We start from the raw sequence: 22,925 nt of genomic DNA on the forward strand, positions 1-22,925 counted from the left end.
GACGCGGGCCGGCGGTTCATGTCGCAGCCATTGACGCTGTCCGTCGGCCAGCATACGGACCGCGGCCGCAAGGCCGTCAACCAGGATTGCCACGGCATGGTGATGCCGCGCGCGCCGCTCGCCTCGACGAAGGGCGCGGCGCTCGCGCTGGCCGACGGCATCAGCAGCAGCGCCGTCAGCCACATCGCCAGCGCCACCGCTGTCGCGGCCTTCCTCGACGATTACTACGCCACGGCCGACGCATGGTCGGTCAGGACGTCGGCCGAGCGCGTGCTCGCCGCCGTCAACGCCTGGCTGTATGCCCAAACGCGGCAGGGCCAGGACCGCGCCGACCAGGACTGCGGCCACGTCTGCACGTTCTCCGCGCTCGTCATCAAGTCGAACACGGCGCACCTGTTCCACGTCGGCGACGCGCGCATCTACCGCGTCCACGCGGGCGGGAAGGGTGCCAGCCTGGAACAGCTGACGACCGACCACCGCGTGTGGGTGTCGCCCGAACGCAGTTACCTGAGCCGCGCGCTGGGCGTGCAGGACCGGATCGAAATCGACTACCGCGCCGTGGCGCTGGAGGCGGGCGACCTGTTCATGCTGGCGACGGACGGCGTGTACGAGCATGTGTCGGGCGCCGACGTGCACGCCGCGCTGCAGGACGCGCCCGACCTGGACGCGGCCGCGTGCCGTCTCGTGGAGCGCGCGCTCGCCAACGGCAGCGCCGACAACCTCACCGTGCAACTGGTCCGGATCGAATCGCTGCAGGCACGCGAGGCGTCCGAACTGCTGCGCCAGATGGCGGGCCTGCCGCTGCCGCCGCTGCTGGCGCCGCGCGCGGAACTCGACGGCTACCGCATCGTGCGCGAAGTACACGGCAGCAGCCGCAGCCACGTCTACCTCGCCGAGGACCCGGACAGCGGTGCGCACGTCATCCTCAAGACCCCCTCGATCGACCTTGCCGGCGACCGCGCCTACATGGAGCGGTTCGTGATGGAGGAATGGATCATGGGGCGCGTGCGCAGTCCGCATGTCGTGAAACCGGCCTCGCCGGCGCGGCGCCGCAGCCACGTCTATGTGGCGACCGAATACATCGAGGGCGTCACCCTGGCGCAATGGCTGCGCAGCCAGCCGCGTCCCGGCCTGGACGCAGTGCGCCGCATTGTCGACCAGGTGGCGAAGGGCCTGCGCGCATTGCACCGGCTCGAGATGCTGCACCAGGACGTGCGGCCGGAAAACGTCATGATCGATGCGGACGGCAACGCGCGCATCATCGACTTCGGGTCGGTGAGCGTGGCCGGCGTCGTCGAGATGTCGCCGCATGACGCGGACTGGACCCTGCAGGGCGCCGCGCTGTACGCCGCGCCCGAGTACTTCCTCGGCGAGCGCGGGACCGTGCGCTCGGACGTGTTCGCGCTGGGCGTGCTCACGTACTTCATGCTGACGGGCGAACTGCCGTATGGCGTGGAGATCCCCTGCGCGGCCGGACGGGCGGCACAGCGCCGGCTCGCGTACACGTCCGCGCGCGAGCACGATCCGGCGATCCCGGCGTGGGTGGACGCGGCCCTGCGCAAGGCGCTGCAGATCGACCCGCGCCGGCGCTACGAGGACGTCGCCGAATTCGTCTACGACCTGCACCATCCGAACAGCGCATTTGCGCAGCGCACGCGGACGCCGCTGATCGAACGGAATCCGCTGCTGTTCTGGAAGGCGGTGGCGTTCGGGCTCGGGCTGGTGCTGGTGGCGGACCTGGCGCTACGGGTTTAGCGGCCAGGGCTGGCGGCCGGGGAGGGTTGCCAGCGTCGAAGCCGGATTGAAGGTCAAGCGCTCATCCGCGGGTTTGCAGTTTCACCTGGTCCAGCACGCGCGCGGCGTTGTCCTGGCATCCCATGCCTTCCGGCCTCGACTCGATCAGGTCGATCAGCGACAGCAGGTGCATCTTGTTCGCCGCCAGCCGGCGTTCCATCGCTTCGATATCGGCCAGCTTCCTGTGCAGGGTGGCCATCAATTCGTCATGCTGCCAGCCGGCGGCGTCCGCGGGCAGGATGCTGCTATCGATTACGTGTGCAAATGTGCACAGCGTTCTCTTCCTGCCCCGAGACGTCCTGTTGACCGTACTCGTGCCTGACAGGCGTGACTTCCCCGCCTCCCGCCGGCGCCCGGCCGGCGGCAGTGCCACGCGTTACCGCCTGGCTCGCCTCGGGTAGCGCCGTGCGCGCCGCGAGGGCGCCGGTGGCGAGCCGTTGCAAGTTGATGGCCGCGTTCACGTCGCGGTCGTGCCACACGCCGCAACCGGCGCAGGTCCACGTCCGGTCGCCCAGCGCCAACCCTCCATTGCGGGTACCGCAGCCCGAACAAAGTTTGCTGGACGGGTACCAGCGGTCCGCCAGCACGATTTGCGTACCGTAGCGCCCTGACTTGTACGTCAGCTGGCGTCGGAATTCGTAAAAGCCGACATCGGCGATCGCGCGCGCCAGGCGCGCGTTGGCCAGCATCCCGCGCACATTCAGGTCTTCGATCGCCAGCGCCTGATTCTCGCGGCACAGCCGGGTCGTGAGCTTATGGGTGAAATCCCTGCGCACGCGCGCGATGCGCGCCTGCAGCCGCGCCAGCGCCAGCGCGCCCTTGGTCCGGTTCTTCGACGCCGACAGGCGCGTACCCTTGGCGATACGGCCGACGATCCCGGCCGCGGCCTTGGCCGCCTCGACCTTGCGCGACTGCCGGCGCGAGCGGATGCGCAGGCGCCGCAGCGCCGCCTTCAACGGCCGTGGCGCTGGGATCTTCTCGCCGCTGGACAGCGTGGCCGCACTGGTCAAGCCCAAGTCGACGCCGGTGACGGCGTCACCTGTGCGGCGCCGCCGGGCCAGGTGGTCCGGCACGTCGACCTGAACCGCCAGATACCAGTGGCTGGCTTCGCGCGAGACACTTGCGCCCATGATCTTGCCGGCCCAGCGCAGCGCTTCGCGCAGCGCGACGCGGCCCACCTTCGGCAGCACGGCGCTGCGTCCCTCGAGCCGGAACTTGTCGTTCGCGAGATAAAAACTCTCGGCCGAGCGGCCCTTCTTCTTGAAGCGCGGCGCGTGCGCCGGCTGGCCGGCGCGTCGCTGCTCGGTGTAACGGCTCCACGCCTTCGCGAGGTTGGCGAACGGCTGGGCGTGCGCGTCGCGGTGGATGGCGCGCAGCCATGGCTTGCCGTCGGCGTCGAGCCAGTCGGGATCCGAATACTTGATGCGATTGAACGCCTTCTTGAGTGCCATCGCGTTTGGTCGCAGCCCGCAGTCTGCCTGACGGTTCCACTCGGCGAGCGCCCAGTTCCAGACCCGGCGGGCGGTGCCGGCCGCCCGCGCGAAATAGTCGCACTGGGCCGCTGTCGCGTCAATCCTGATCCGGTGCGCCAGCAGCATGGTCGTTCTCCGGGGCCGCGCGCAACTGACTCTCGGTGTGACGGCGGCGGTTGCTGGCGGTGCGGGCAACCGGGACGAGCCGGCCCTCGCACTCCAACCTCTGCGGCGTCTTGACCGTGATTCCCAGTAGTCTGGCGGCCTCGCCTGTGCCCATCGTCTTTTCCATGATCACGATTGGACACGTTCAGTCACGTTTAGTTCGCCTAGAGTAATACTCCTGATTTCATCGAGCGTGAATCCGGTCTGCTGGGCGTTGCCGATGATCGCAAGCAGCGCGACCGCCTCGGGCGGGTAGTCGCGATAGTTGTTCGATGAACGGTCGACCGCTTTCAGCAGCCCTTTGGATTCGTAAAAACGGATGGCGGACGTGGACAGTCCGGTGCGTTTTGCAAGTTCGCCAATTTTCATGTGTCGTTCCCGGGTGACGTGGTGCCTCCTACTTTAACGTTGAAGTTAACTTGAATGTCAATGGGCCGAAGATATCGCGTTTTTCCTCTTGACCTTCAAGCCGACTTGAAGCTTACGATCCCAACCATCGTAACCAGGGAGCCTCGAATGAGCCCATTTACCCCGTTGACCCTGCCGAATGGCACTTCGCTTCCCAACCGCTTCGCCAAGGCCGCCATGGAAGAAAACCTGGCGGATGCCGATCATGCGCCGTCCGACGAACTGATCCGCCTCTACGGCACGTGGGCTGAGGGGGGCGTCGGCCTGATGATCACGGGGAACGTCATGGTCGACCGCCGGGCCATGACGGGGCCGGGAGGCGTCGTGCTGGAATCCGGGCGGCATCGGGCGCGGTTCGAACGGTGGGCGCAGTCCGCACGGCGCCACGGCGCGCAGGTCTGGATGCAGATCAATCATCCCGGCCGCCAGATGCCTGCTGCCCTGGGACAGGAAACGGTCGCGCCGTCGGCCGTGGCGCTGGACCTGGGCAGATTTTCCAGACAATTCACGGCACCGAAAGCCATGACGGAGGTCGGCATCCTCGACGTCAAGCGCCGTTTCGTGGACACCGCGATGCTGGCGCAAGCGTCCGGCTTCGATGACGTCCAGATCCATGCGGCGCACGGCTACCTGATCAGCCAGTTCCTGTCGCCCATCACGAACAGGCGCACGGATCGCTGGGGCGGCACGATCGAAAACCGGGCGCGCCTGCTGCTGGAGGTCGTTCGAGAGGTGCGGGAGCGCGTCGATCCCGCGTTCAGTGTATCGGTCAAGCTCAACTCCGCGGATTTCCAGCGCGGCGGCTTCAGTGCGGACGACGCCAGGGCGGTGGTGGCCATGCTGAACCCGTTGCAGATCGACCTCCTCGAGCTTTCCGGCGGCAGTTACGAGGCCCCGGCGATGCACGGGCAGGCCCGCGACGGCCGGACGCTGGCGCGCGAAGCTTATTTTCTTGAATTCGCACGGGACATCGCATCCGTCGCCACGATGCCGATCATGGTGACGGGCGGCATACGCCGCTTGCCGGTGGCCGAACAGGTGCTGGACAGCGGCATCGACATGGTGGGCATCGGCACGGCGCTGGCGCTGAACCCCGATCTGCCGCGCGCGTGGCAGGCGGGGGCGCCCAGCGCACCCGTGCTGCGGCCGATCACGTGGAAGAACAAGGTGCTCGCGTCGATCGCCTACATGGCGATGGTCAAGCACCAGTTGCGCAGGCTGAGTCGCGGCAGGGGACCCAATCCGGCCGTCACTCCGCTGTGCGCCTTCCTGGAACAGCAGATCGACACGACGGTCAGGACCCGGCGCTATCGCCGCTGGATGGACCGGCAGTCAGCCTGACGAACGCCTCCGCGAACGCGCGCCCCGCTGCCTGCGCGCGGGGCGCCCCGACATCGAACGTGCAATGCCGCAGCGACGGCGCCGCCGCGAGGCCGGCCTGCGCCAGCATGTGTTCGGCCCGCAGCGCGCCCAGCATCCCGGTTAGCATGACGTTCTGCATGTCGAGCGCCGCATTGTCCGTGCGCCCGGCATCGAGCACGCTGGGCGCGAACGCCATCGACACGGCGCCGTAGCGGATCGCCTCGCGCAGCGCGACGCGGCAGGCGCGCCGCAGCATGTCGCCGTCCAGCAGCGCCGGATCTCCCATCCCGATCACCAGCACGGCGCGCGGCACCACGGCGGGCGGCGGCGACGTGATGAGCAGGGTCTCCAGCGGCTGCGCGCGGAACGCGCCCGCTGCGCGCAGGCGCGACAACCGGCCGCCGAGCGCCTGGTCCAGCGCGAGCAGCCCGCCGGCCATCCCGCCGCCGAGTTCATGCTCGAACATGCAGGCGACGCTGAAGTCGACGTCGGCGTGCGCCGGGCCCCAGGCGACGACGTCGAACACGACGCCGTCATGGGTGCCGATCGGCAGGCGGATCAGGGAAGTGTCGGTCATGATGGGGAGATGCTAACGCGATTCCAGTCGCCACGCACCGGCCGAAGGTGAGGGCGGCGGACATATAATGTCGGTCTCATCAGACCAGGAGAACCCCCGCGTGAACGCCATCGAAAAAGCCAGTGCCTTCGTCGGCAAGACCTTCTCGTTGTGGGTGCTCCTGTTCGCCGCCCTCGGATTCTTCGCGCCGCAGCTGTTCGTGGGTTATAAAGGCTGGATCGCGCCGCTGCTGGGCATCGTCATGTTCGGCATGGGCCTGACCTTGTCGACGGAAGATTTTCGCGACGTGTTCCGGCGGCCGAAGGACGTCGCGATCGGCGTCGTCGGCCACTACCTCATCATGCCCGGCATCGCGTACGTGCTGGCCATCGCGCTGCGCCTGCCGCCCGAGATCGCGGTCGGCGTGATCCTCGTCGGCTGCTGCCCGAGCGGCACCGCGTCGAATGTGATGACGTTCCTGTCGCGCGGCGACGTGGCGCTGGGCGTGTCGATCGGCGCGGTGTCCACCCTGATCGCCCCGTTCGCCACGCCGGCGCTCGTGTCGCTGCTGGCGGGCGCGTGGATGCACATTAATACGGCGTCGCTGTTCATGGACATCGTGCAGGTCGTGATCCTGCCGATCGCGCTGGGCATCGTCGCCAAGACGCTGTTCCGCCGCCAGGCCGCGGCCAGCGTGAAGGCGCTGCCGCTCGTGTCCACGGTGGCGATCGTGCTGATCATCGCGATCATCGTCGCCCTGAACCAGAGCAAGCTGCTGACGAATGGCCTCTTGATGTTCGCCGCCGTCATCCTGCACAACCTGCTCGGCTTCGCGCTCGGCTATCTGTTCGCGCGGCTGTTCGGCATGGATCTCGCCAAGCGCAAGGCGGTGATGTTCGAGACCGGCATGCAGAACTCCGGCCTCGGCGCAGCGCTGGCGGCCGCGCATTTCAGCCCGCTGGCGGCCGTGCCGAGCGCCTTGTTCAGCGTGTGGCACAACCTGTCGGGCTCCGCGCTCGCCACCTGGTTCGCGCGCCGCGTCAAGGCATGACGTCGGCTGTGGTGAGCTGTGTGATGCCGGTCAGCTGGATGGCGAATTCCGCGTCGGCATCTCCATCCGTGTTCCCGTACAGGACACCGTTCAGGAACTTCAGCTGACCGGCGGCCGTGAACGCGGCCGTGCCGGCGATGAACGTGGTGAACGCATCGTTCGCGGTCGTGGCCGTGTTGGCATCGATGCCGCGCAGGTCGATCTTGTCCTGGCCGCGCACCAGGTCGCTGATCACGTCCCAGCTCGCGCTCGTGGTGCCCGACTCGGAGGCCGCATTGAACACGAACACGTCGCTGCCGCTGCCGCCGGTGAGCACGTCCTTGCCCCCGCCGCCGACCAGCGTGTCGGCACCGTCGCCGCCGACGAGGGTATTCGCCGCGCCGTTGCCGATGATCTTGTTAGCCAGCGCATTGCCGGTGCCGTTGATGGCGGCCGTGCCGCTCAGGGTCAAGTTTTCCAGGTAATTGCCCAGGGTGAAAGACACGGTGGACACGACCGTGTCGACGCCGCCGAACGTCACGTCGCTCGATTCGACGATCGTGTCGCCCGCATTGTCGACATAATAGGTATCGCTGCCGAGCCCGCCCGACATCTTGTCGGCGCCGGTGCCGCCGTTGAGCACGTTCGCCGCCGCATTGCCCGTGATCGTATTGGCCAGGGAATTGCCGTTGCCGTTGATGGCGGCGGTGCCGCTCAGCACCAGGTTTTCCTGATAATCGCCAAGGGTGCGCGTCACGGTCGAGATGACGGTGTCCGTGCCGCCGAGCGTGCTGTCGGCCGATTCCGTGACGACGTCGGCGGCGTTGTCGACATAGTACGTATCGCTGCCGAGGCCGCCCGCCATCGTGTCGGCACCGGCGCCGCCGTTCAGGACGTTGTTGCCGCTATTGCCGGTAAGCTTGTTCGCCAGTGCGTTACCCGTGCCGTCGACCGGATTGGCGCCCGTGAGCGCGAGGTTTTCCACGTTGGCGCCGAGCGTGTAGCTGATCGATGCGTTGACGGTGTCGATGCCGCCCGTCACCGCGTCGGCATTGGTCTCGCGCACGAAGTCGCCCACGTTGTCGACGACATAGGTGTCCAAACCGTTCCCGCCGATCATCACGTCGGCACCAGCGCCGCCGTTCAGGACATTGTGCCCCAGGTCGCCCGTGAGGTTGTCGTCGAACCGGCTGCCCGCCAGGTTCTCGATGTTGCGCAGCGTGTCGGTACCGGACCCGTCGGTGGCCTGGGCCTGCGTCGTGCTCAGGGTCACGGTGACGCCGGCCGCGGCGTAGGCATAGGACGCGGTATCGTTGCCGAGTCCGCCGTCGAGCACGTTGTCGCCATTGCCTGCGTACAGGATGTTCGCGAGCTCGTTGCCGGTCAGGTTGCCTGCGCCGGCCGTCAGCACGCGGCCATACTCCACGTTCGGCGCGAGCTGGTAGTGGGCCAGCGTGCTGTAGACCGTGTCGGTGCCGCCCGTGGCCGTTTCGCTGACGGTGTCGCTCGCGTTGTCCACGTAATAGAGGTCGTTGCCGTCGCCGCCCGCCATCATGTCCGCGCCGGCCTTGCCGTCGAGCGTGTCGTTGCCGGCATAACCCTGCAGCACGTCGTCGCCGCCCGAGCCCGCGAGCGTGTCGGCGCCGGCTGTGCCGTCGACGTGGTTGGACGAGGCTTCGACGTTCAGGGTGAAGTCGCTCGACGCGGTGGAACCGCTGCCGTCCCTGGCGATCACGCGGATCGTCAGCGTGCCCGTGTCCAGCGCGTCCGGCGTGCCGGACAGCGTGCGCGTGGCGGCATTGAACGAGAGCCACGGCGGCAGTCCGCTGCCGTCCGACATCACGATGTTGTAGGCCAGCACATCGTGATCCGGATCGACGAAGGCGTTGGCCGGGATGACGTAACTGAAGGCGACGCCGGTGGCGATCTTCTGGTTCGGCAGCACCTGGTTGACTTGCGGGATGTCGTTCGTGCCGATGATCGTCACCGTCGTGCTGCCTGTGGCCTTGAGGGTGCCACCGGTGCCCTGGGTGCCCGTGTTGCCGTCGCTGAACGTCCAGTCGATCTGCACCTTGTCCGGCGGCGCGTCCGACAGGTTCGCGTAGGCGATCTGCTGCATCGTCTTGTTGACGAGCGCCTGCGTCGCGTTCGACGCGAATGTCAGGGTCAGCGTGCCGGCGCCGTTGGCCGTCACCCTGCCGATCGTCACGCCGTCGACCGAAAAATAGGTGCCGGACGTCAGCGTCGACAAGGTGCCGTTCTCTTTGGCGGCAAAGACGTCGTCGGCGTTGGCCCCTTCGTGGCGCTTGAGGGTCAGACTGGCGCCGCCGTAACTGTTGGCCGCGGCCAGTTCGGCATCGAAAATCTGGACGTCGCCGTCCAGGACCGTCGGGGTCGCGTAAGCATAGTAGTAGGGCTCCCGGAAGGTCGATTGTCCGTCGAGCGTGTTGGCGGGTGGCGAGAACGTCTGGTCGAGACTGCCGTCCGCGTTGTAGCGGATGACGACGAAATCACTGCCGCTGCTGCCGTCGTCGCCCATCACGAGGATCTTGCCGTCGGGCTGGATCGTCAGGCCCGAGGCCTGTACGCCGCTGTTCCCGGTCACGCGCGAGATCGGCGCATCCGCCATGCCCTTGTTGCCGAACGTCTGGTCCAGGGTGCCGTTGGACAGCAGACGGACGACGACGATGTGGCTGGCCGTGTCGTCCGTCGGCGCGTTGCCGACCGCGAGGATCTTGCCGTCCTTCTGCACCGCGATCGCCGCAGCCGAGTAGGGAACGCCGACGTCCGAGCGCAACGTCACGGTCCCCGTACTGTTGAAGCTCGTGTCCAGGCTGCCGTCCGCGTTGTAGCGGATCAGCAGCATGGAATTCGTGTTCTGCGTATAGACGCTGCCGCCGACGAGGATCTTGCCGTCCGCCTGCAAGGCCATCGCCTCGGTCAGCCCGACCGTTCCCGTCCCCGCCACGACCGGCAGCTTGCCGTCGCCGCTGAAGCCGGTGTCGAGCGTGCCGTTCGCGTTCATGCGGACCAGCGTGTACTTGGACGATGGATAGCTGACATCAGCGATGTTCAACAGGATTTTTCCATCCGGCTGCACGAGAGCTTTTTGCGTGTATTCGGTGGCGCCGGTGTCGAAGGTGACTTTGCCGTCGGTATCGAAGCTCGTGTCGATCGTGCCGTTGGCGTTGTAGCGGATGAGTCCCGTATCCCGCTGCGTCCCGTAGACGACGTAAGCAATCATGACCTTGCCCGTTGGCAGCACGGACATGCTCGAGGCGTAATAGGCGTCGGTCCACGCACGCGATTCCTGTACAAACGTTCCATTCGTGCCGAACGTCGTGTCCAGGTCGCCGTTCGACAGGTAGCGGGAAATCGTGAATCCGGTGCCGGTGAGTCCGGTGACGAGGATCTTGCCGTCGGCCTGGGGCGCGACGTTGACGGTAGAGATATAGGTGGCGGTCCCCAGCTTGGCCGTCAACTTGCCGTCGCCGCTGAACGACGTATCCAGGCTGCCGTCCACGTTGTAGCGGGCCAGCGCGAGGTTGCCGTCGCTGGCGCCGCCCACGAGGATTTTACCGTCCTGCTGCAGAGCGATTTGCCGGGGCCGGTCGGTGGATGTCGCGGTAAACCCGGTGGTCAACCGCCCATCGCGCACCGTGAATGTTGGTGCCGTGTTCACCTTGATCGTATCTGCCATACCTTCTCTCCAGCATTATGTTTTAGTAATCAAACAATGCGGAGTATAAAGTGAAAGATTGCTAAACGGTAATAAAACGATGTCGGATCCCGTAAATTCGAAAGGATTAGCGGGCCCTTGTTGTAAGATGGCGACCGTCATTGTCGCGTGTCCGCGCGGCAAGCGTGCACGGCGCATCTGCGCGTCCGGGCTATACTCGGCTCCGCCCGAATACCCATGGAGTCGCATGTGACCCAACGTCCCGGCATCTTTCCCACCTTCTTCCTGTCCGGTTTCGAGTGCTCCACCTTCCTGTGGGGAAAGGAGCGCGTGCGCCGCAACCTGGTGGCGGAAACGGGCCACGACCGCCACGCCGCCGAAGACTACCAACGACTGGCCCGTCTCGGCATCGCCGTCGCCCGCGAAGGCATCCCGTGGCCGCTGGTCGACCAGGGCGGGCGCTACGATTTTTCGGGCCTCGACCCGTACATCGCCGCGATGAATGCATCCAAGGTCATTCCCATCTGGGACCTGTGCCACTACGGCTACCCGGACGATCTGGATCCCTGCGACGACGCGTTCGCGGACCGGTTTGCAAGCTACTGCCGCGCGGCCGCCGAATACGTCGTGCCGAAGGTGCGCGGCCCGCACTTCTTCACGCCCATCAATGAGATCACCTTCTTTTCGTTTTGCGCCGGCGAGTGGGGCTGGGCGGCGCCGTATCGCTGCACGCGTGACGACCGGATGCGCCTGCGTCTGGCGCTGTGCCGCGCCGCGATCGCGGGCGTGAAAGCGATCCGGGAAGTCGATCCCGAGGCGCGCATGGTGCACGTGGATCCGCTGGTGCGCGTCGTGGCGCCGCGCGACCGTCCCGACCAGGTCGAGGCTGCACGCCATGAAACGGAAGTCGACACCTTCCTCGCCTGGGACATCCTGTACGGCCGCGAGCATCCCGAATTCGGCGGCGCACCCGACGTGCTGGACATCGTCGGCGCGAATTCGTATTCGTTCGGGCAGATGGAATACCGCGAGCACGGCCCGCACGCGCCGCTGGCCCCGGACGACGACCGCATCGCGCCCCTGTGCGACATGCTGGAAACAGTGTGGCAACGCTACCGGCGGCCGATGATCATCGGCGAGACGAGCGGCCTCGGTCGCGGACGCGCGAGCTGGCTGCACGACGTGATGTGCGAATCGCTGGCGGCCGTGCGGCGCGGGATGGACCTGCAGGGCATCTGCCTGTTCCCGGGTATCGACATGCCGGACTGGCATACCGGCGAGTGGGTGCACAACGGCATACACGACCTCGTCCCGAAGGACGGCGACCTGGAACGGGTGCCCGACCAGGCCTGCGTCGACGAGCTGCGGCGCTGGCAGAAGGAGCTGAACCGGGTCACCGCACTGGACGAGGATCCGTTCAGCGACCCCGTGGAACTGCAGGACGTGATCGATGCGGCGCACCGGCTCGACATGAAGCCCGATAAGAACTGGTGCTGAGAAACTGGCGCTGAGGCGCCCGCCGAAACACCTGTCGGACGCGATACGGATGGTGCTGCGACACGTGTCGCACACGCGGCCCTCCATTCCTCGTTTTCTCCCAGATATCCCATCTGCGGACGTACTGGCACGCTAGTTGCGTTCAGCCCGGCGGCAACATCGTTCGGGACCAACCAACAATGAGGAGACGGAGATGACGAATTCACTTCCCCTGGCCGGCCGCGCGGCCATCGTGACAGGCGGTGCGCGCGGTATCGGCAAGGGCATCGTACTGGAGCTCGCGCGGGCCGGCGCCGACGTGCTGATTGCCGACCTGCTGGAAGATGCCATGCAGGAGACGGCCGGCGAAGTCAGGGCGCTGGGCCGGCGCGCGCTCACCCGGCGCGTGGACGTCACCGACGCCGCGCAGGTACAGGGCATGGTCGACGAGGCCGTCGCGGCGTTCGGCGCGCTGGGCATCCTCGTCAACTGCGCAGGGGTCATCAACATCCGCCCGGTGGCGGACCTGACGGAGAAGGACTGGGACGTCGTCATGGACGTCAACGCCAAGGGCACCTTCCTCGGCTGCCGGGCCGCGCTGGCGCCGATGCGCAGGCAGGGGTGGGGCCGCATCATCAACGTCGCGTCGATCGCGGGCAAGGAAGGCTTTCCCAATCTGGCCCACTACAGCGCGTCGAAATTCGCGGTGGTGGGATTCACGAACGCGCTGGCCAAGGAAGTGGCGCAGGAGGGCATCACGGTCAATGCCATCTGTCCCGGCGTCGTGCGTACCTATATGTGGGATCGCCTCGCCGACGAGTGGAAGAAGGAGGGGGAGTCGGTGGAGGATTCCTGGGCGCGTCACCAGCTCACGCTCATCCCGCAGGGCCGCGCGCAGACGCCCGGGGACATGGGCCGCATGGCGCTCTTTCTCGCCACGATGGAGAACGTGACCGGGCAATCCGTCAACGTCGACGGCGGCTTCACGTTCCACTAGCCGCCCGCGCACCGCTTTCAGGAGATCGGGACGGTGCGGCGGTGCCGTCCTGTCGTTACCGCCGGCGCGTCCGTTCCAGGGGACGGCGCGCCGTTTTTTCTACTGCGAGGCCAGGATCGCCTCGACCGCCGCGATCTCGTCGCCCGCCAGCGGCGCCATTTCCACTGCCCGCACCGCGTCCAGCACCTGCTGCGGCCTGCTGGCGCCGATCAGCACCGAGGCAATCGAAGGCTGGCGCCGCACCCACCCGAGCGCGAGCTGCGCGAGCGTGCGGCCGCCCGTCTCGGCGACCTGGTTCAGTGCCTCGATGATGCGCAGGCGCTCCGGCGTGATGTGTTCCGGCTTCAGGAAGCCGACCTTGCCGGCCGCGCGCGAATCGGCCGGCAGCGCGCCGCCGAGGTAGCGGTCCGTCAGCAGGCCCTGTGCCAGCGGAGAAAAGGCGATGCCGCCGACGCCTTCCCGCTCCAGCACGGGGAACAGGTCCGTCTCGGGCTGGCGCACGAGCATGTTGTAGCGCATCTGGTGGATGACGAACGGCGTGCCCAGGCGGCGCAGTTCCGCCGCCGCGGCGGCCGTGCGTTCGCCGTTGTAGTTCGAGATGCCCGCGTACAGCGCGCGCCCGCTGCGCACGATGTAATCCAGCGCCGCCATCGTTTCCTCGAGCGGGGTGTCGGGATCGGGGCGGTGGTGATAAAAGATGTCGACGTAGTCCAGGCCCATGCGCTTCAGGCTCTGGTCCAGGCTCGCGACGAGGTATTTGCGGCTGCCCCAGTCGCCGTACGGGCCGGGCCACATCGTGTAGCCGGCCTTCGTGCACACGACGATCTCGTCGCGGTACGGCTTCAGGTCCCGGGCGAGGATGCGGCCGAAGTTTTCCTCGGCCGATCCGGGCGGCGGGCCGTAGTTGTTGGCGAGGTCGTAGCACGTGACGCCGTGGTCGAACGCCGTGCGCACGATCTCGCGCTGGCGTTCGAAGTCATCCAGTCCGCCGAAGTTGTGCCACAACCCCAGCGACACGGCGGACAGCCGCAGGCCGCTGCGGCCGCAGTGCGGATAAGGCATGCTGCCATAGCGTCCGGCCGCCGCCTCGTACGTCATGGGGTGACTTTACCGGCGCCCGCGGCCGGCTTGCACACGTAGATCGTGGCCGGCTTGCCGTCCGGCGAGCGGTATTCGCGCTCGACGGCGGCACGGGCCGCGTCGACCAGCGCATGCGGCACGACGGCCACCACGCAGCCGCCGAAGCCGCCGCCCGTCATGCGCACGCCGCCCTGCGTACCGATCACGTTCTTGACGATGTCGACGAGGTTGTCGATCGCAGGCACGGTGATCTCGAAATCGTCGCGCATCGATGCGTGCGATGCCGCCATCAGTTCGCCGAGGCGTTCCAGGTTGCCGGATTCCAGCGCGCCGGCGGCGGCCAGCACGCGGTCGTCTTCCGTCACCACGTGGCGTGCGCGGCGCAGCACGACCGGGTCCAGTTCGGCCGCACGGGCTTCCAGCGTGGCCAGGTCGAGGTCGCGCAGGGCGGGAATGCCGAAGTGGCGGGCGGCCGCTTCGCACTGCTCGCGGCGTACGTTGTAGGCGCTGTCGACGAGGCCGCGCGTCACGTTCGAGTTGAAGATCATGATGGCGGCGTTGTCCGGGACCGGCACGGGCTTCACCTCCAGCGAGCGGCAGTCGATCATTAGCGCGTGGCCTTCGACGCCGCAGGCGGAACTGATCTGGTCCATGTTGCCGCACTTGGTGCCGACGAAGTCGTTTTCCGACGCCTGCGCGATCAGCGCGATGTCGATCGGCGACAGCGCCTCGAAGCCGGGCAGCGTGGCGAACAGGCGACCCACGGCGACCGACAGCGATGCCGACGACGACAGGCCCGCACCCTGCGGCACGTCGCCCGCGATGGCCATGTCCATGCCCTGGACGGGCAGGCCGCGCTTCACGAACTGCTCGACGACGCCGCGCACGTAGTTGGCCCACATCGGCTGGCTCACGCGGTCGATGGGGGCGTCGAGGTCGTATTCGTCGAATGCGTCGCCGTAGTCGGCCGCCACGACGCGCACCTTGCGGTCGCTGCGCGGTTTCGCGGCGATGGCGGTGCGGTAGTCGATGGCGCAGGGCAGCACGAGGCCGTCGTTGTAATCCGTGTGTTCGCCGATCAGGTTGACGCGGCCCGGGGCCTGGACGAACAGCGTGGGAGCGGCGCCGAACGCGGTTTCGAAAGCGGCGGCAGTACGGGAGAGGCGGTTATCTTGCATGTCAGGTCGTTTGAGTGGATTCGGTGTCGAGGTAGTGCACTTCGGATTGCGCGCGCAGGCGGTCGGCCGCCTGTTCCGGGGTCAGGTCGCGCTGGGCTTCGGCCAGCATCTCGAAGCCGACCATGAACTTGCGCACCGACGCGGAGCGCAGCAGCGGCGGGTAGAAGTGGGCGTGCAGCTGCCAGCCTTCGGCTTCCTCATCGGGGATGCCGTACGGGGCACCGTGCCAGCCCATCGAATACGGAAACGAGGTCTGGAACAGGTTGTCGTAGCGGGTCGTCAGGCGTTTCAGCAGCACGGCCAGGTCGGCGCGCTGGGCCGGCTGCAGCTCTTCCAGGCGGCGCACGGCGAAGCGGGGCAGGACGAGCGTCTCGAACGGCCACGCGGCCCAGTACGGGACGATGGCGACCCAGTGCTCGGTCTGCACGACGACGCGCTCGGCTGCCGCGATCTCGCGTTCGGCCACGTCCAGCAGCAGGCGGCGACCCTGTTCCGCGTGGTAGGCCTTCTGCTGGCGGTCTTCCGCGGCCGGCAGGTTCGGCACGTAGCTCGTGGCCCAGATCTGGCCGTGCGGGTGCGGATTCGAGCAGCCCATCACGGCGCCCTTGTTCTCGAACACCTGGACCCAGCGGTATTTGGCGCCCAGTTCGGCGGCCTGTTCACACCACGTGTCGATGACGCCTTCCAGCGCCGGCAGCGACAGCTGCGGCAGCGACTTCGCGTGGTCCGGCGAGAAGCAGATCACGCGGCTCGTGCCGCGCGCGCTCATCGACTGGAACAGCGGGTCGGCGCCCGTCCCGGCTTCCGGGGTGTCGGGCATCAGCGCGGCGAAGTCGTTCTCGAACACATAGGTGCCCGTGTAGTCGGGGTTCTTTTCGCCGTTGACGCGGGTATTGCCCGGGCACAGGTAGCAGGTCGGGTCGTGCGACGGCTTGGCCGAGCGGTCGACGGCTTCCTGCTGTCCCTGCCACGGACGCTTGGCGCGGTGCGGGGACACGAGGACCCAGTCGCCTTGCAGCGGGTTGTAACGGCGGTGCGGATGGTCGGATGGATTGAACATGGTCTTCTTCTGCGATTCGGAAATAGGATGCTCGAAAAGCCACGGCCGGGCGGCGCGGCACGCGTACCGGTGGAAGCAGAGGCTGGCGCCGGTGTCTGGGGCCATTCTACCGTCGGTCGCGCCGCGCACGGCTGCACTGGCGTGCGGGCTTTTCCTGAGGCAAGAAGCTTAACGTGATGGCACGAAACGAGTTATACCCAATGCGGGGGCTCGTATCTTGTTTTGCTATGGTAAAGACATGTTAGGTCAACGCGGTCGTTGCAATCGTAGCAACATCCAGGCGATGGCACCCGTGACGAGCGCCGTGAAACCCAGCACGAGCCAGAAGCCATGCGGATGCTGGGACAGCGGCACGCCGCCCACGTTCATGCCCAGCAGGCCGGCGATCAGGTTGATCGGAAGGGCCATCACCGTCACGATGGTCAGCAGGAACAGGCTGCGGTTGTTGTCCTCGTTGACCCGGGCCGCGATCTCTTCCTGCAGCAGCTTGATCCGTTCCTGCAGCGCGGCGAGGTCGGACAGCACGACCGTGAACTCTTCCGTCGACTGGCGCAGTTCCTGGCGGTCTTCCGGCGCCACCCAGGCGGGGGACGCTGCAGCAGGCGGAAGAGGGCGGCCGGTTCGGGCGCGAGCAGCCGCTGCAGCCGGACGAGCACCCGGCGCAGCGCGCCCAGGTCTTCGCGCCGGCGCGTGAGGCGGCCGGCCAGCAACTGGTCCTCGGCGGTGTCGACGCGTGCAACGGCATCGCGCACGATGTTGACGAGGACGTCGGCCTGGTCGCGCAGCAAATGGACGAGCAACTCGACGGACGAGCGCAACGGCGCGCCGCCCAGCACGTCCTGGCGCAGGCGTTCGATGGATTCGAGCGGCTTGCGCCGGGCGGTGATCACGCCGTGCGGGGTCACGTGGACCCACAGGGTGGAGATCTCGGCCGTGTCGACCGAAAAATTATGCAGGACGTCGTTGACGACGGCGATCAGGGCATCGTCCGCGACCTCGATGCGGGTCGAGCGCGAGCCCTGGTGCAGCGTCTCGTAGAATTCGTCGGGCAGGCCGGCGTGGGCGTGCAGCCAGCGCTCGCTGGCTGCATTCGAGAGGTTGAAGTGCAGCCAGACGAACTGTCCGGGGACGGGGGCGCGCAACCAGGCCTCGGCTTCCTTCGCGTCGATGGAGCCCGCCGGCGCGACACTCCCCATCAGGAAGCCCCAGACCAGCCCCGTCACGTCGGAGCCGTAGTTGAACGCCGGTGTCGCCATCATCCATCCCATGCAAGCCAGAGGTGACGGCATTGTAGGGCATTAGCGTACCGTCATTCCCGCGTACGCGGGAATCCATACTGAGCTTCAGAATTATGCGACGGCGCTCACGGCGAATGGCATCCGAATTCGGAGATTCAGCATGGGTTCCCGCTTTCGCGGGAACGACGGTTAAGCCGACAAGGTCGTGTCGTACCGCTTCCCGCCGATCTTCACGTTCGCCAGCTTCAGCCCCCGCACGTTATAGGTGTACCAGGGCTGCGCCGCATTGACGGGCGTGCCGAAGTCGCAGTCCGTGATCGTCACGTCGCGCACGGGCAGCACGGCCGGCGCCGGCGATGGTCCGTTGTAGTCGGACGCTACCGGCCCGAGGACGACGAACGCCTGGAAGCACGACGCCAGGGACCCGTCCTTCGTCTTCACGTTGCCCACCTTGACCTTCGAGATATGCACGTTGCGCACCTCGGGCGGGCGCACGCGCACGTTGTCCGCGCGCGGCGTGTAGTCGCAGTCGAACGTGACGACGGCGCCGGCGGCCGTGGCCACCGTCCGGGACGCGATCGGCGATCCGGGCAGCGACGCATAGAAAGACGGGGACGTCTGCACGCCGTTCGGGATGCTCACGTTGCGGACATAAAAATTGCGGAGGAAGCCGCCGCGGTTCATGTTCGTCTTCAGGCGGATGGCCGTGTTCAGCGGATTCGTCGCCCAGTTCATGTTCTCGAACACGAGGTCCTGCGCGTACACGTTCTGGATGCCGCCCGCCATCTCGCTGCCCAGCGTGACGGCGCCGTGGCCGCTCTGCATCGTGCAGTTCTGGATGACGATGTTCTGCGACGGGCCGTATTGCGTGTCGAGGTTCTTGCCGGCCTTGATGGCGATGCAGTCGTCGCCCGTGTTGAACTGGCAGCCTTCCACCAGCACCGTGTCGCATGCTTCCGGATCGAAGCCGTCGCTGTTCGGCCCCAGGCTGTTCGCGTGGACCTTGCGGATGGTGAGGTTGCGGCATGCGACCGGGTGGTGCTGCCAGAACGGCGTGTGGATCACCTGGTAGCCTTCCAGCAGCACGTTGGTGCACCCGATCAGCTGGATCATCGGCGGACGCAGGTAGTGGCCCAGGCCGAACACGCGCTTCGCCAAAGGCACGCCCGCTTCCGACAGCGCCGGCAGGTACGCGTCGTCCGCGCGCCACTTGTCGCCTTCGCCCTGGATCAGCCGGCGTTTTTCTTCCGGCAGCCCCGGTGCCACGTCGGCCAGCGACTTCGGATTCAATTCGTTGACCTGGTTCTGCGCCAGCTTGCCGGGCACATAATTCGGCGACTTGTCCTGGGCGACGGAGTTGATGGTCGCGTTCTTGCCCTTCCACGTCCACCAGCAGTCGGCGCGGCCGGGGAACGGCACACCGCCCTGGCCGTCGAGGATCGCCGTCCAGTCGTCGCCGGTGAGGGCGATGTTGTCCTGGTTGTGCGCATAAATCATGGCCGAGAAGTTCAGGCAGTCGTTGCTCTGCCAGCGCGACACGACCAGCTTGCCGTTCGGGCCGCAGTCGACGTCGCCGTATTTCGCATAGTCGGCCGGATCGTTGCTGAAGTAGACGTGCGCGCCGCTCGCGAGGTGCACGTTCACGTTCGACAGCAGCACGATGGGGCCGGCGCAATACCAGTCGCCTTTCGGGATCACGACGCGGCCGCCGCCCTCGGCGTGGCATTTCTCGATGGCGGCACGGATCGCGGCATAGCAGTCCTTCGAACCCGGCGCGGGCGTCGGCAAGTCCGCCTGGTCCTCGAACGATACCCACGCTTTCACGGGCACGAGCTTGCACGGTGCGGCGCCGAAGTCGGTGACGACGTAGTCGGCCTTGCGGAACTTGACCGGGTTGGCGAGGCGGCGCGCGATGCTTGCTGCGGCCTGCCACGGATCGCCTGCCGCAGCCAGCGTGCGCGCGGGGCCGGACAGTGCGAGGCCCGCGATGGCGGCCGTCTTCAGAAAGCCGCGGCGGGCGTCGAATGATTGCTTCATGGTGTCTCCGTCACTCATTGGTGTTGTCGTATTCGGCGAGATAGATGTCGGCAGGGGCGGGCCGTGGGCCTGACGGCGGGAACGGCGTGCCGGCCAGGTTGTCCCAGTAATCGTCCGAGCTGAATTGCGCCGGACGGTGCGCCAGCGTGCCGTTGCGGTTCCATTCCGACCACGGCGTCGTCTTCTCGAAATGCGGGCCGATGCGCGAGCGCAGGATCACGGCCTTGCCGACCGTCTCCAGCGTGCGCTTGCGGATCGTGCCGTTCGGTGCCTTGTAGACGTCGATATCGCCCAGCCGGCACGTGTAGCCGTCGACGGGGACGAAGCCGTACGGTGTGCAGCGTTCGTTATGAAACCACTGGCGCGCGAAGTAGAACTGCGTGCGGGCCGGGCCCGGCGCATCGCTCGTGAAGCGGCAGCCGTCGAACACGAAGCCATATCTGGCGCGGCGGTTCGTGTCCGGCGCCGCGACGTAGGACGCGGCGCGGCCATCGATGGCGTGGATGTCGCAATCCTTGAAGAAGGCGATGGTGTCGCCGAAGATGAAGTCGACGTCGCCTTCGATATGCGTATCGTGGAAGAAGCTGCGCACCGTTTCCGTGCCGTCCTTCGAACTGAGGAACAGCGTGTCCTGCAGGCCGAGCAGGCGTACGCGCTCGAACTGTGCCTTGTCCGCGCCGTCGACGCGCAGCGCGACGGCCTGGTGATGCACGCGGCTGCCGCCCGTCGTGTCGGGGCAGTTGTCGCCTTTGCACTCCGCATGCGTGACTCCACCGTCGCGGTTGTACGCGTTCTCGATCGTCAGGTTGCGGGCCTGGAAACCGTCGGCGCGCACCCAGACGGTGGCGGAGCCCGTCGTCTGCAGGGCAGGTAAATCCTTCAGCGCGTCGTACATCGAGCGCACGCCGGGCGCCGCGTGTTCGAACGCAGCGGCGTAGCGGTCGCGGTACGCGGCGCCCGTCGTCGACGCATCGAGCGCTGCACTGATGCGCACGGCCTGCGGGTCGGCGCCGCCGCCATCCAGCGTGATCGGCGGTGCGCCCGGCGGCACGTAGACGAGTTCCTGGTACGTACCCGGGGCGATGCGGATGACGATACGGCGCGTGCCGCCCGTCGCCACGGCGTGGTCGACCGCGGCCTGCACGGTGGCGAAACGCGTCGTGCCGTCGGCGGCTGCATGTGCATCGACCGTGTAGTCGGCACGCAGCGGCGCGCCGGTCGCGAGCGGGTCGGCGAGCGGATCCCACGGGTCCACGCGTTCGTTGCCGACCGGTCCCACGTAGCGCAATACCGTGCGGTAGTCGTAGTCGGCGGCCAGGGCCGGCGTCAGCTGGGGCCGCGGATTCCGGACTGCCTGCTCCGGAAAAGGCAGGAACCGGTCCGTGCAATCGGGCGCCGTACCGAACCCGCCTTGCACGCGTGCATGCTCCTGCTTCACGTCCGACCCGGCCGCGATGGCCACGTCCTTCAAGTCCAGCGCCAGCGGATGCGCCTCGTCGTACCCCTGCAGCAGGATGCGTCCCGGCGTCGTGCTGCGCACCCGCTCCATGCGGATGCCGGCATAGTCGGGGACGAGGGCACCCGGCTGCGCGGGCTGTTCGTAATGCGTCGTGATCTCGATGGGCGAGCGGATGCCGCGCAGGCAGACATCGCGGTAGACGATGCCGTCCACCCGTCCGCCGCGCATGTCGTTGCTCTTGATGCGCAGGCCGGACGTCGTACCGTCCATCGTCAGGTTCTCGACGAGCACGCGACGCACGCCGCCGTTCGTCTCGCTGCCGATGGACATGCCGTGGCCGCTGTAGAAGCGGTTGAGCACGATCGATACGTTCTCCGTCGGCCCGGCGGCGCCGGCCTTGATGGCGACGTTGTCGTCGCCGGTGCGGATGATGCTGTGCGCAATGGTGACGTTGCGCGACGAGATCGGGTCGATGCCGTCCGTGTTGCGCGCGTCGTGCGGGGTGTCGATCGTGACGCCCCACGCGGTGAAGCCGTCCACGTTGTTCAGCGTGACGTGGAAGTTCGGCGAATTCTTGAGGGTGATGCGGTAGAGCGTGACGTCGCGCGCCTGGTCGGCCTGGATCAGGCGCGGCACGTTTTGCCGGGTCTTTTCCTTTTGCGCGCGGCGGGCGATCTGCCACCACGTCTCTTCCTTGCCGGCGATGCGCTGTCCACCCTGGCCATCGATGATGCCGCTGCCCATGATGCCGGCACCGCGCACGCCGTCCAGCGTGATGAAGGGACGGCAGCCGCGGCCCGACGCATCGTTCGTGCCGCACGTGCCCGCACCGCGGTCGAACAGGCGCGGGTCCGTGCTGGCGTACAGCGTCGCGCCTTTGTCGACGAGCAGGGTGACGCCGTCGCGCAGCTGCAGCGGGCCGGCCACGAAGCTGCGCTTGTCGTTGCTGGCGGCGAGCACCACGGCGTGCCCGGGCGCGCACTTGTCGATGGCGGCCTGGATGCGCGCGGCGTCGTCGCGTCCCGTGTTCGTGGTCTCGCCGATCAGGACCGCGCAGGCTGGCGGGACGACGGGTTCGCGCACGGTGCGTGTGTCCTGCGCGTGCGCGCCCACGGAAGCGAGCATGCACGCGAGGCCAGCGAGACGCCTCAAGGCTTGCCCCCGTCCTTGAAATAAACAGCCGTCTCCGGCCTTGCGGCCACCAGCTCGCGCTCGACCATGCGCGCGAAAAAGTCCGCCCCTTTGGCGCCGAGGTGCGTCCGGTCGAAGGCCGTCTTCGCGGCGCCGGCCGGTTCGACCTTGTTGGGGTCGACCGGCAGGCCGTAGCCCGGCGGACGGGGCACGACGGCCAGCGTATCCGCCTCGTCCTGGCCCATGGCCTGGACGGCGGCCACGCTGTCCTTGTTCAAGTCCAGCAGCACGGCATGTTCCTGCGCGGCCGCGCGGCGGGTCGCCTCGGCCCACGGCGCCAGGTCGTTGCCGAGATACGCGCCCTTGAACGTGCGCCGGGTGAGCGGGGTGACGAGCACCGGCACGCCGCCCAGGTCCCGCGTCTCCTGCGCATAGCGCGCCATGTTGACGGGGAACTGGGTGACGAGGTCGGTGGACCGGCCCGGCTTGCCCGGCTGGTCGTTGTGGCCGAACTGCACGAGCACGTACGTGGCCTTGAACGACGCGCCGTCCTTCAGCATGCGCTGGACCTCGTCCCAGCGGCCCTCCGCACGGAAGCTGCCGGTGCTGCGGCCGCCGCGCGCGAGATTGACGCAGGAAACCTCGGGCGTGAAGCGGGCGCACAAGGCGTCGCCGTAGCCGCTCTTGCTCGCCATCGTCGAATCGCCGACGAGGATTACGCGGATCGGCGCCTCGGCGGCGCCGGCCTGGCCGGCCAGGACAAGCCCGGCCAGGACGATACGTTTCAACAGTACCGTGCGCAT

At 67.3% G+C, this 22,925-nt stretch carries 15 protein-coding genes and 2 pseudogenes; 5 read left to right on the top strand and 12 right to left on the bottom strand.

Annotated features, from left to right (window positions below):
• Nucleotides 1-18: 18 nt before the first annotated feature.
• Entirely contained in the window at nt 19-1,755 is a 1,737-nt protein-coding gene (locus tag P0M04_RS23235) for a bifunctional protein-serine/threonine kinase/phosphatase (RefSeq protein ID WP_259449415.1), read from the top strand.
• A gap of 61 nt (nt 1,756-1,816) precedes the next feature.
• Here P0M04_RS23235 and P0M04_RS23240 read toward each other — a convergent pair whose 3' ends face one another.
• The 3 genes and pseudogenes from P0M04_RS23240 to P0M04_RS23250 all read right to left on the bottom strand — a co-directional run.
• Nucleotides 1,817-1,993, bottom strand: coding sequence for a MerR family transcriptional regulator (locus P0M04_RS23240; RefSeq protein ID WP_259449414.1), 177 nt, complete (start codon nt 1,991-1,993; stop codon nt 1,817-1,819).
• Nucleotides 1,994-2,039: 46 nt separating this feature from the next.
• Entirely contained in the window at nt 2,040-3,392 is a 1,353-nt protein-coding gene (locus tag P0M04_RS23245; protein WP_259449413.1) for an RNA-guided endonuclease InsQ/TnpB family protein, read from the bottom strand.
• A gap of 210 nt (nt 3,393-3,602) precedes the next feature.
• Nucleotides 3,603-3,800: pseudogene (locus P0M04_RS23250) on the bottom strand (MerR family transcriptional regulator); the annotation flags it as partial.
• A gap of 147 nt (nt 3,801-3,947) precedes the next feature.
• Between P0M04_RS23250 and P0M04_RS23255 the strand changes: the two are divergent.
• Entirely contained in the window at nt 3,948-5,180 is a 1,233-nt protein-coding gene (locus P0M04_RS23255) for an NADH:flavin oxidoreductase/NADH oxidase family protein (RefSeq protein WP_259449412.1), read from the top strand.
• On the opposite strand, the gene P0M04_RS23260 is transcribed toward P0M04_RS23255, so the two are convergent.
• A complete protein-coding gene (locus P0M04_RS23260; RefSeq protein WP_259449411.1) occupies nt 5,134-5,778 on the bottom strand; it encodes a M17 family peptidase N-terminal domain-containing protein in 645 nt (214 codons plus the stop codon). The genes P0M04_RS23255 and P0M04_RS23260 overlap by 47 nt on opposite strands.
• 100 nt (nt 5,779-5,878) lie before the next feature.
• On the opposite strand from P0M04_RS23260, the gene P0M04_RS23265 reads away from it, so the two are divergent.
• Complete coding sequence (locus P0M04_RS23265) at nt 5,879-6,808, top strand: bile acid:sodium symporter family protein (RefSeq protein WP_259449410.1); 930 nt, start codon at nt 5,879-5,881, stop codon at nt 6,806-6,808.
• Here P0M04_RS23265 and P0M04_RS23270 read toward each other — a convergent pair.
• On the bottom strand, nt 6,798-10,487 hold the full coding sequence (locus P0M04_RS23270) for a putative Ig domain-containing protein (protein WP_259449409.1): 3,690 nt from the start codon (nt 10,485-10,487) through the stop codon (nt 6,798-6,800). The genes P0M04_RS23265 and P0M04_RS23270 overlap by 11 nt on opposite strands.
• Before the next feature lie 228 nt (nt 10,488-10,715).
• On the opposite strand from P0M04_RS23270, the gene P0M04_RS23275 reads away from it, so the two are divergent.
• Nucleotides 10,716-11,963 (top strand): glycoside hydrolase family 1 protein, encoded by a 1,248-nt coding sequence (locus tag P0M04_RS23275; RefSeq protein ID WP_259449408.1) that lies wholly within the window; start codon nt 10,716-10,718, stop codon nt 11,961-11,963.
• A gap of 193 nt (nt 11,964-12,156) precedes the next feature.
• Nucleotides 12,157-12,939 carry an SDR family NAD(P)-dependent oxidoreductase gene (locus P0M04_RS23280; RefSeq protein WP_259449407.1) on the top strand — a complete coding sequence of 261 codons (783 nt, stop codon included), beginning with the start codon at nt 12,157-12,159 and terminating at the stop codon, nt 12,937-12,939.
• Nucleotides 12,940-13,038: 99 nt separating this feature from the next.
• Here the strand turns inward: P0M04_RS23280 and P0M04_RS23285 are convergent, their stop codons facing one another.
• The 7 genes and pseudogenes from P0M04_RS23285 to P0M04_RS23315 form a co-directional block, all read right to left on the bottom strand.
• Entirely contained in the window at nt 13,039-14,037 is a 999-nt protein-coding gene (locus tag P0M04_RS23285; RefSeq protein ID WP_259449406.1) for an aldo/keto reductase, read from the bottom strand.
• The gene (gene galK / locus P0M04_RS23290) at nt 14,034-15,197 is read right to left on the bottom strand and encodes a galactokinase (protein WP_259449405.1); all 1,164 of its coding nucleotides are present in this window, start codon (nt 15,195-15,197) and stop codon (nt 14,034-14,036) included. The genes P0M04_RS23285 and galK overlap by 4 nt, the downstream gene beginning before the upstream one ends.
• A gap of 1 nt (nt 15,198) precedes the next feature.
• Nucleotides 15,199-16,257, bottom strand: coding sequence for a UDP-glucose--hexose-1-phosphate uridylyltransferase (locus P0M04_RS23295; RefSeq protein ID WP_259449404.1), 1,059 nt, complete (start codon nt 16,255-16,257; stop codon nt 15,199-15,201).
• A gap of 246 nt (nt 16,258-16,503) precedes the next feature.
• Nucleotides 16,504-17,546, bottom strand: a pseudogene (locus P0M04_RS23300) (transporter).
• Nucleotides 17,547-17,684: 138 nt separating this feature from the next.
• A complete protein-coding gene (locus P0M04_RS23305; RefSeq protein ID WP_259449402.1) occupies nt 17,685-19,532 on the bottom strand; it encodes a glycoside hydrolase family 28 protein in 1,848 nt (615 codons plus the stop codon).
• Between the two features lie 10 nt (nt 19,533-19,542).
• Nucleotides 19,543-22,143, bottom strand: coding sequence for a pectinesterase family protein (locus P0M04_RS23310; protein ID WP_259449401.1), 2,601 nt, complete (start codon nt 22,141-22,143; stop codon nt 19,543-19,545).
• Entirely contained in the window at nt 22,140-22,925 is a 786-nt protein-coding gene (locus tag P0M04_RS23315) for a rhamnogalacturonan acetylesterase (protein ID WP_259449400.1), read from the bottom strand. The genes P0M04_RS23310 and P0M04_RS23315 overlap by 4 nt, the downstream gene beginning before the upstream one ends.

It is taken from the genome of Telluria mixta (assembly GCF_029223865.1).
In the GTDB taxonomy this organism is placed as follows: Bacteria; Pseudomonadota; Gammaproteobacteria; order Burkholderiales; family Burkholderiaceae_D; genus Telluria; species Telluria mixta.

Bases quoted from the DNA above. Each gene is read 5' to 3' on its own strand.
- P0M04_RS23235 (WP_259449415.1), top strand. From the start codon at position 19: ATGTCGCAGCCATTGACGCTGTCCGTCGGCCAGCATACGGACCGCGGC.
- P0M04_RS23240 (WP_259449414.1), bottom strand. From the start codon at position 1,993: ATGGCCACCCTGCACAGGAAGCTGGCCGATATCGAAGCGATGGAACGC.
- P0M04_RS23245 (WP_259449413.1), bottom strand. From the start codon at position 3,392: ATGCTGCTGGCGCACCGGATCAGGATTGACGCGACAGCGGCCCAGTGC.
- P0M04_RS23255 (WP_259449412.1), top strand. From the start codon at position 3,948: ATGAGCCCATTTACCCCGTTGACCCTGCCGAATGGCACTTCGCTTCCC.
- P0M04_RS23260 (WP_259449411.1), bottom strand. From the start codon at position 5,778: ATGACCGACACTTCCCTGATCCGCCTGCCGATCGGCACCCATGACGGC.
- P0M04_RS23270 (WP_259449409.1), bottom strand. From the start codon at position 10,487: ATGGCAGATACGATCAAGGTGAACACGGCACCAACATTCACGGTGCGC.
- P0M04_RS23280 (WP_259449407.1), top strand. From the start codon at position 12,157: ATGACGAATTCACTTCCCCTGGCCGGCCGCGCGGCCATCGTGACAGGC.
- P0M04_RS23285 (WP_259449406.1), bottom strand. From the start codon at position 14,037: ATGACGTACGAGGCGGCGGCCGGACGCTATGGCAGCATGCCTTATCCG.
- galK (WP_259449405.1), bottom strand. From the start codon at position 15,197: ATGCAAGATAACCGCCTCTCCCGTACTGCCGCCGCTTTCGAAACCGCG.
- P0M04_RS23295 (WP_259449404.1), bottom strand. From the start codon at position 16,257: ATGTTCAATCCATCCGACCATCCGCACCGCCGTTACAACCCGCTGCAA.
- P0M04_RS23305 (WP_259449402.1), bottom strand. From the start codon at position 19,532: ATGAAGCAATCATTCGACGCCCGCCGCGGCTTTCTGAAGACGGCCGCC.
- P0M04_RS23315 (WP_259449400.1), bottom strand. From the start codon at position 22,925: ATGCGCACGGTACTGTTGAAACGTATCGTCCTGGCCGGGCTTGTCCTG.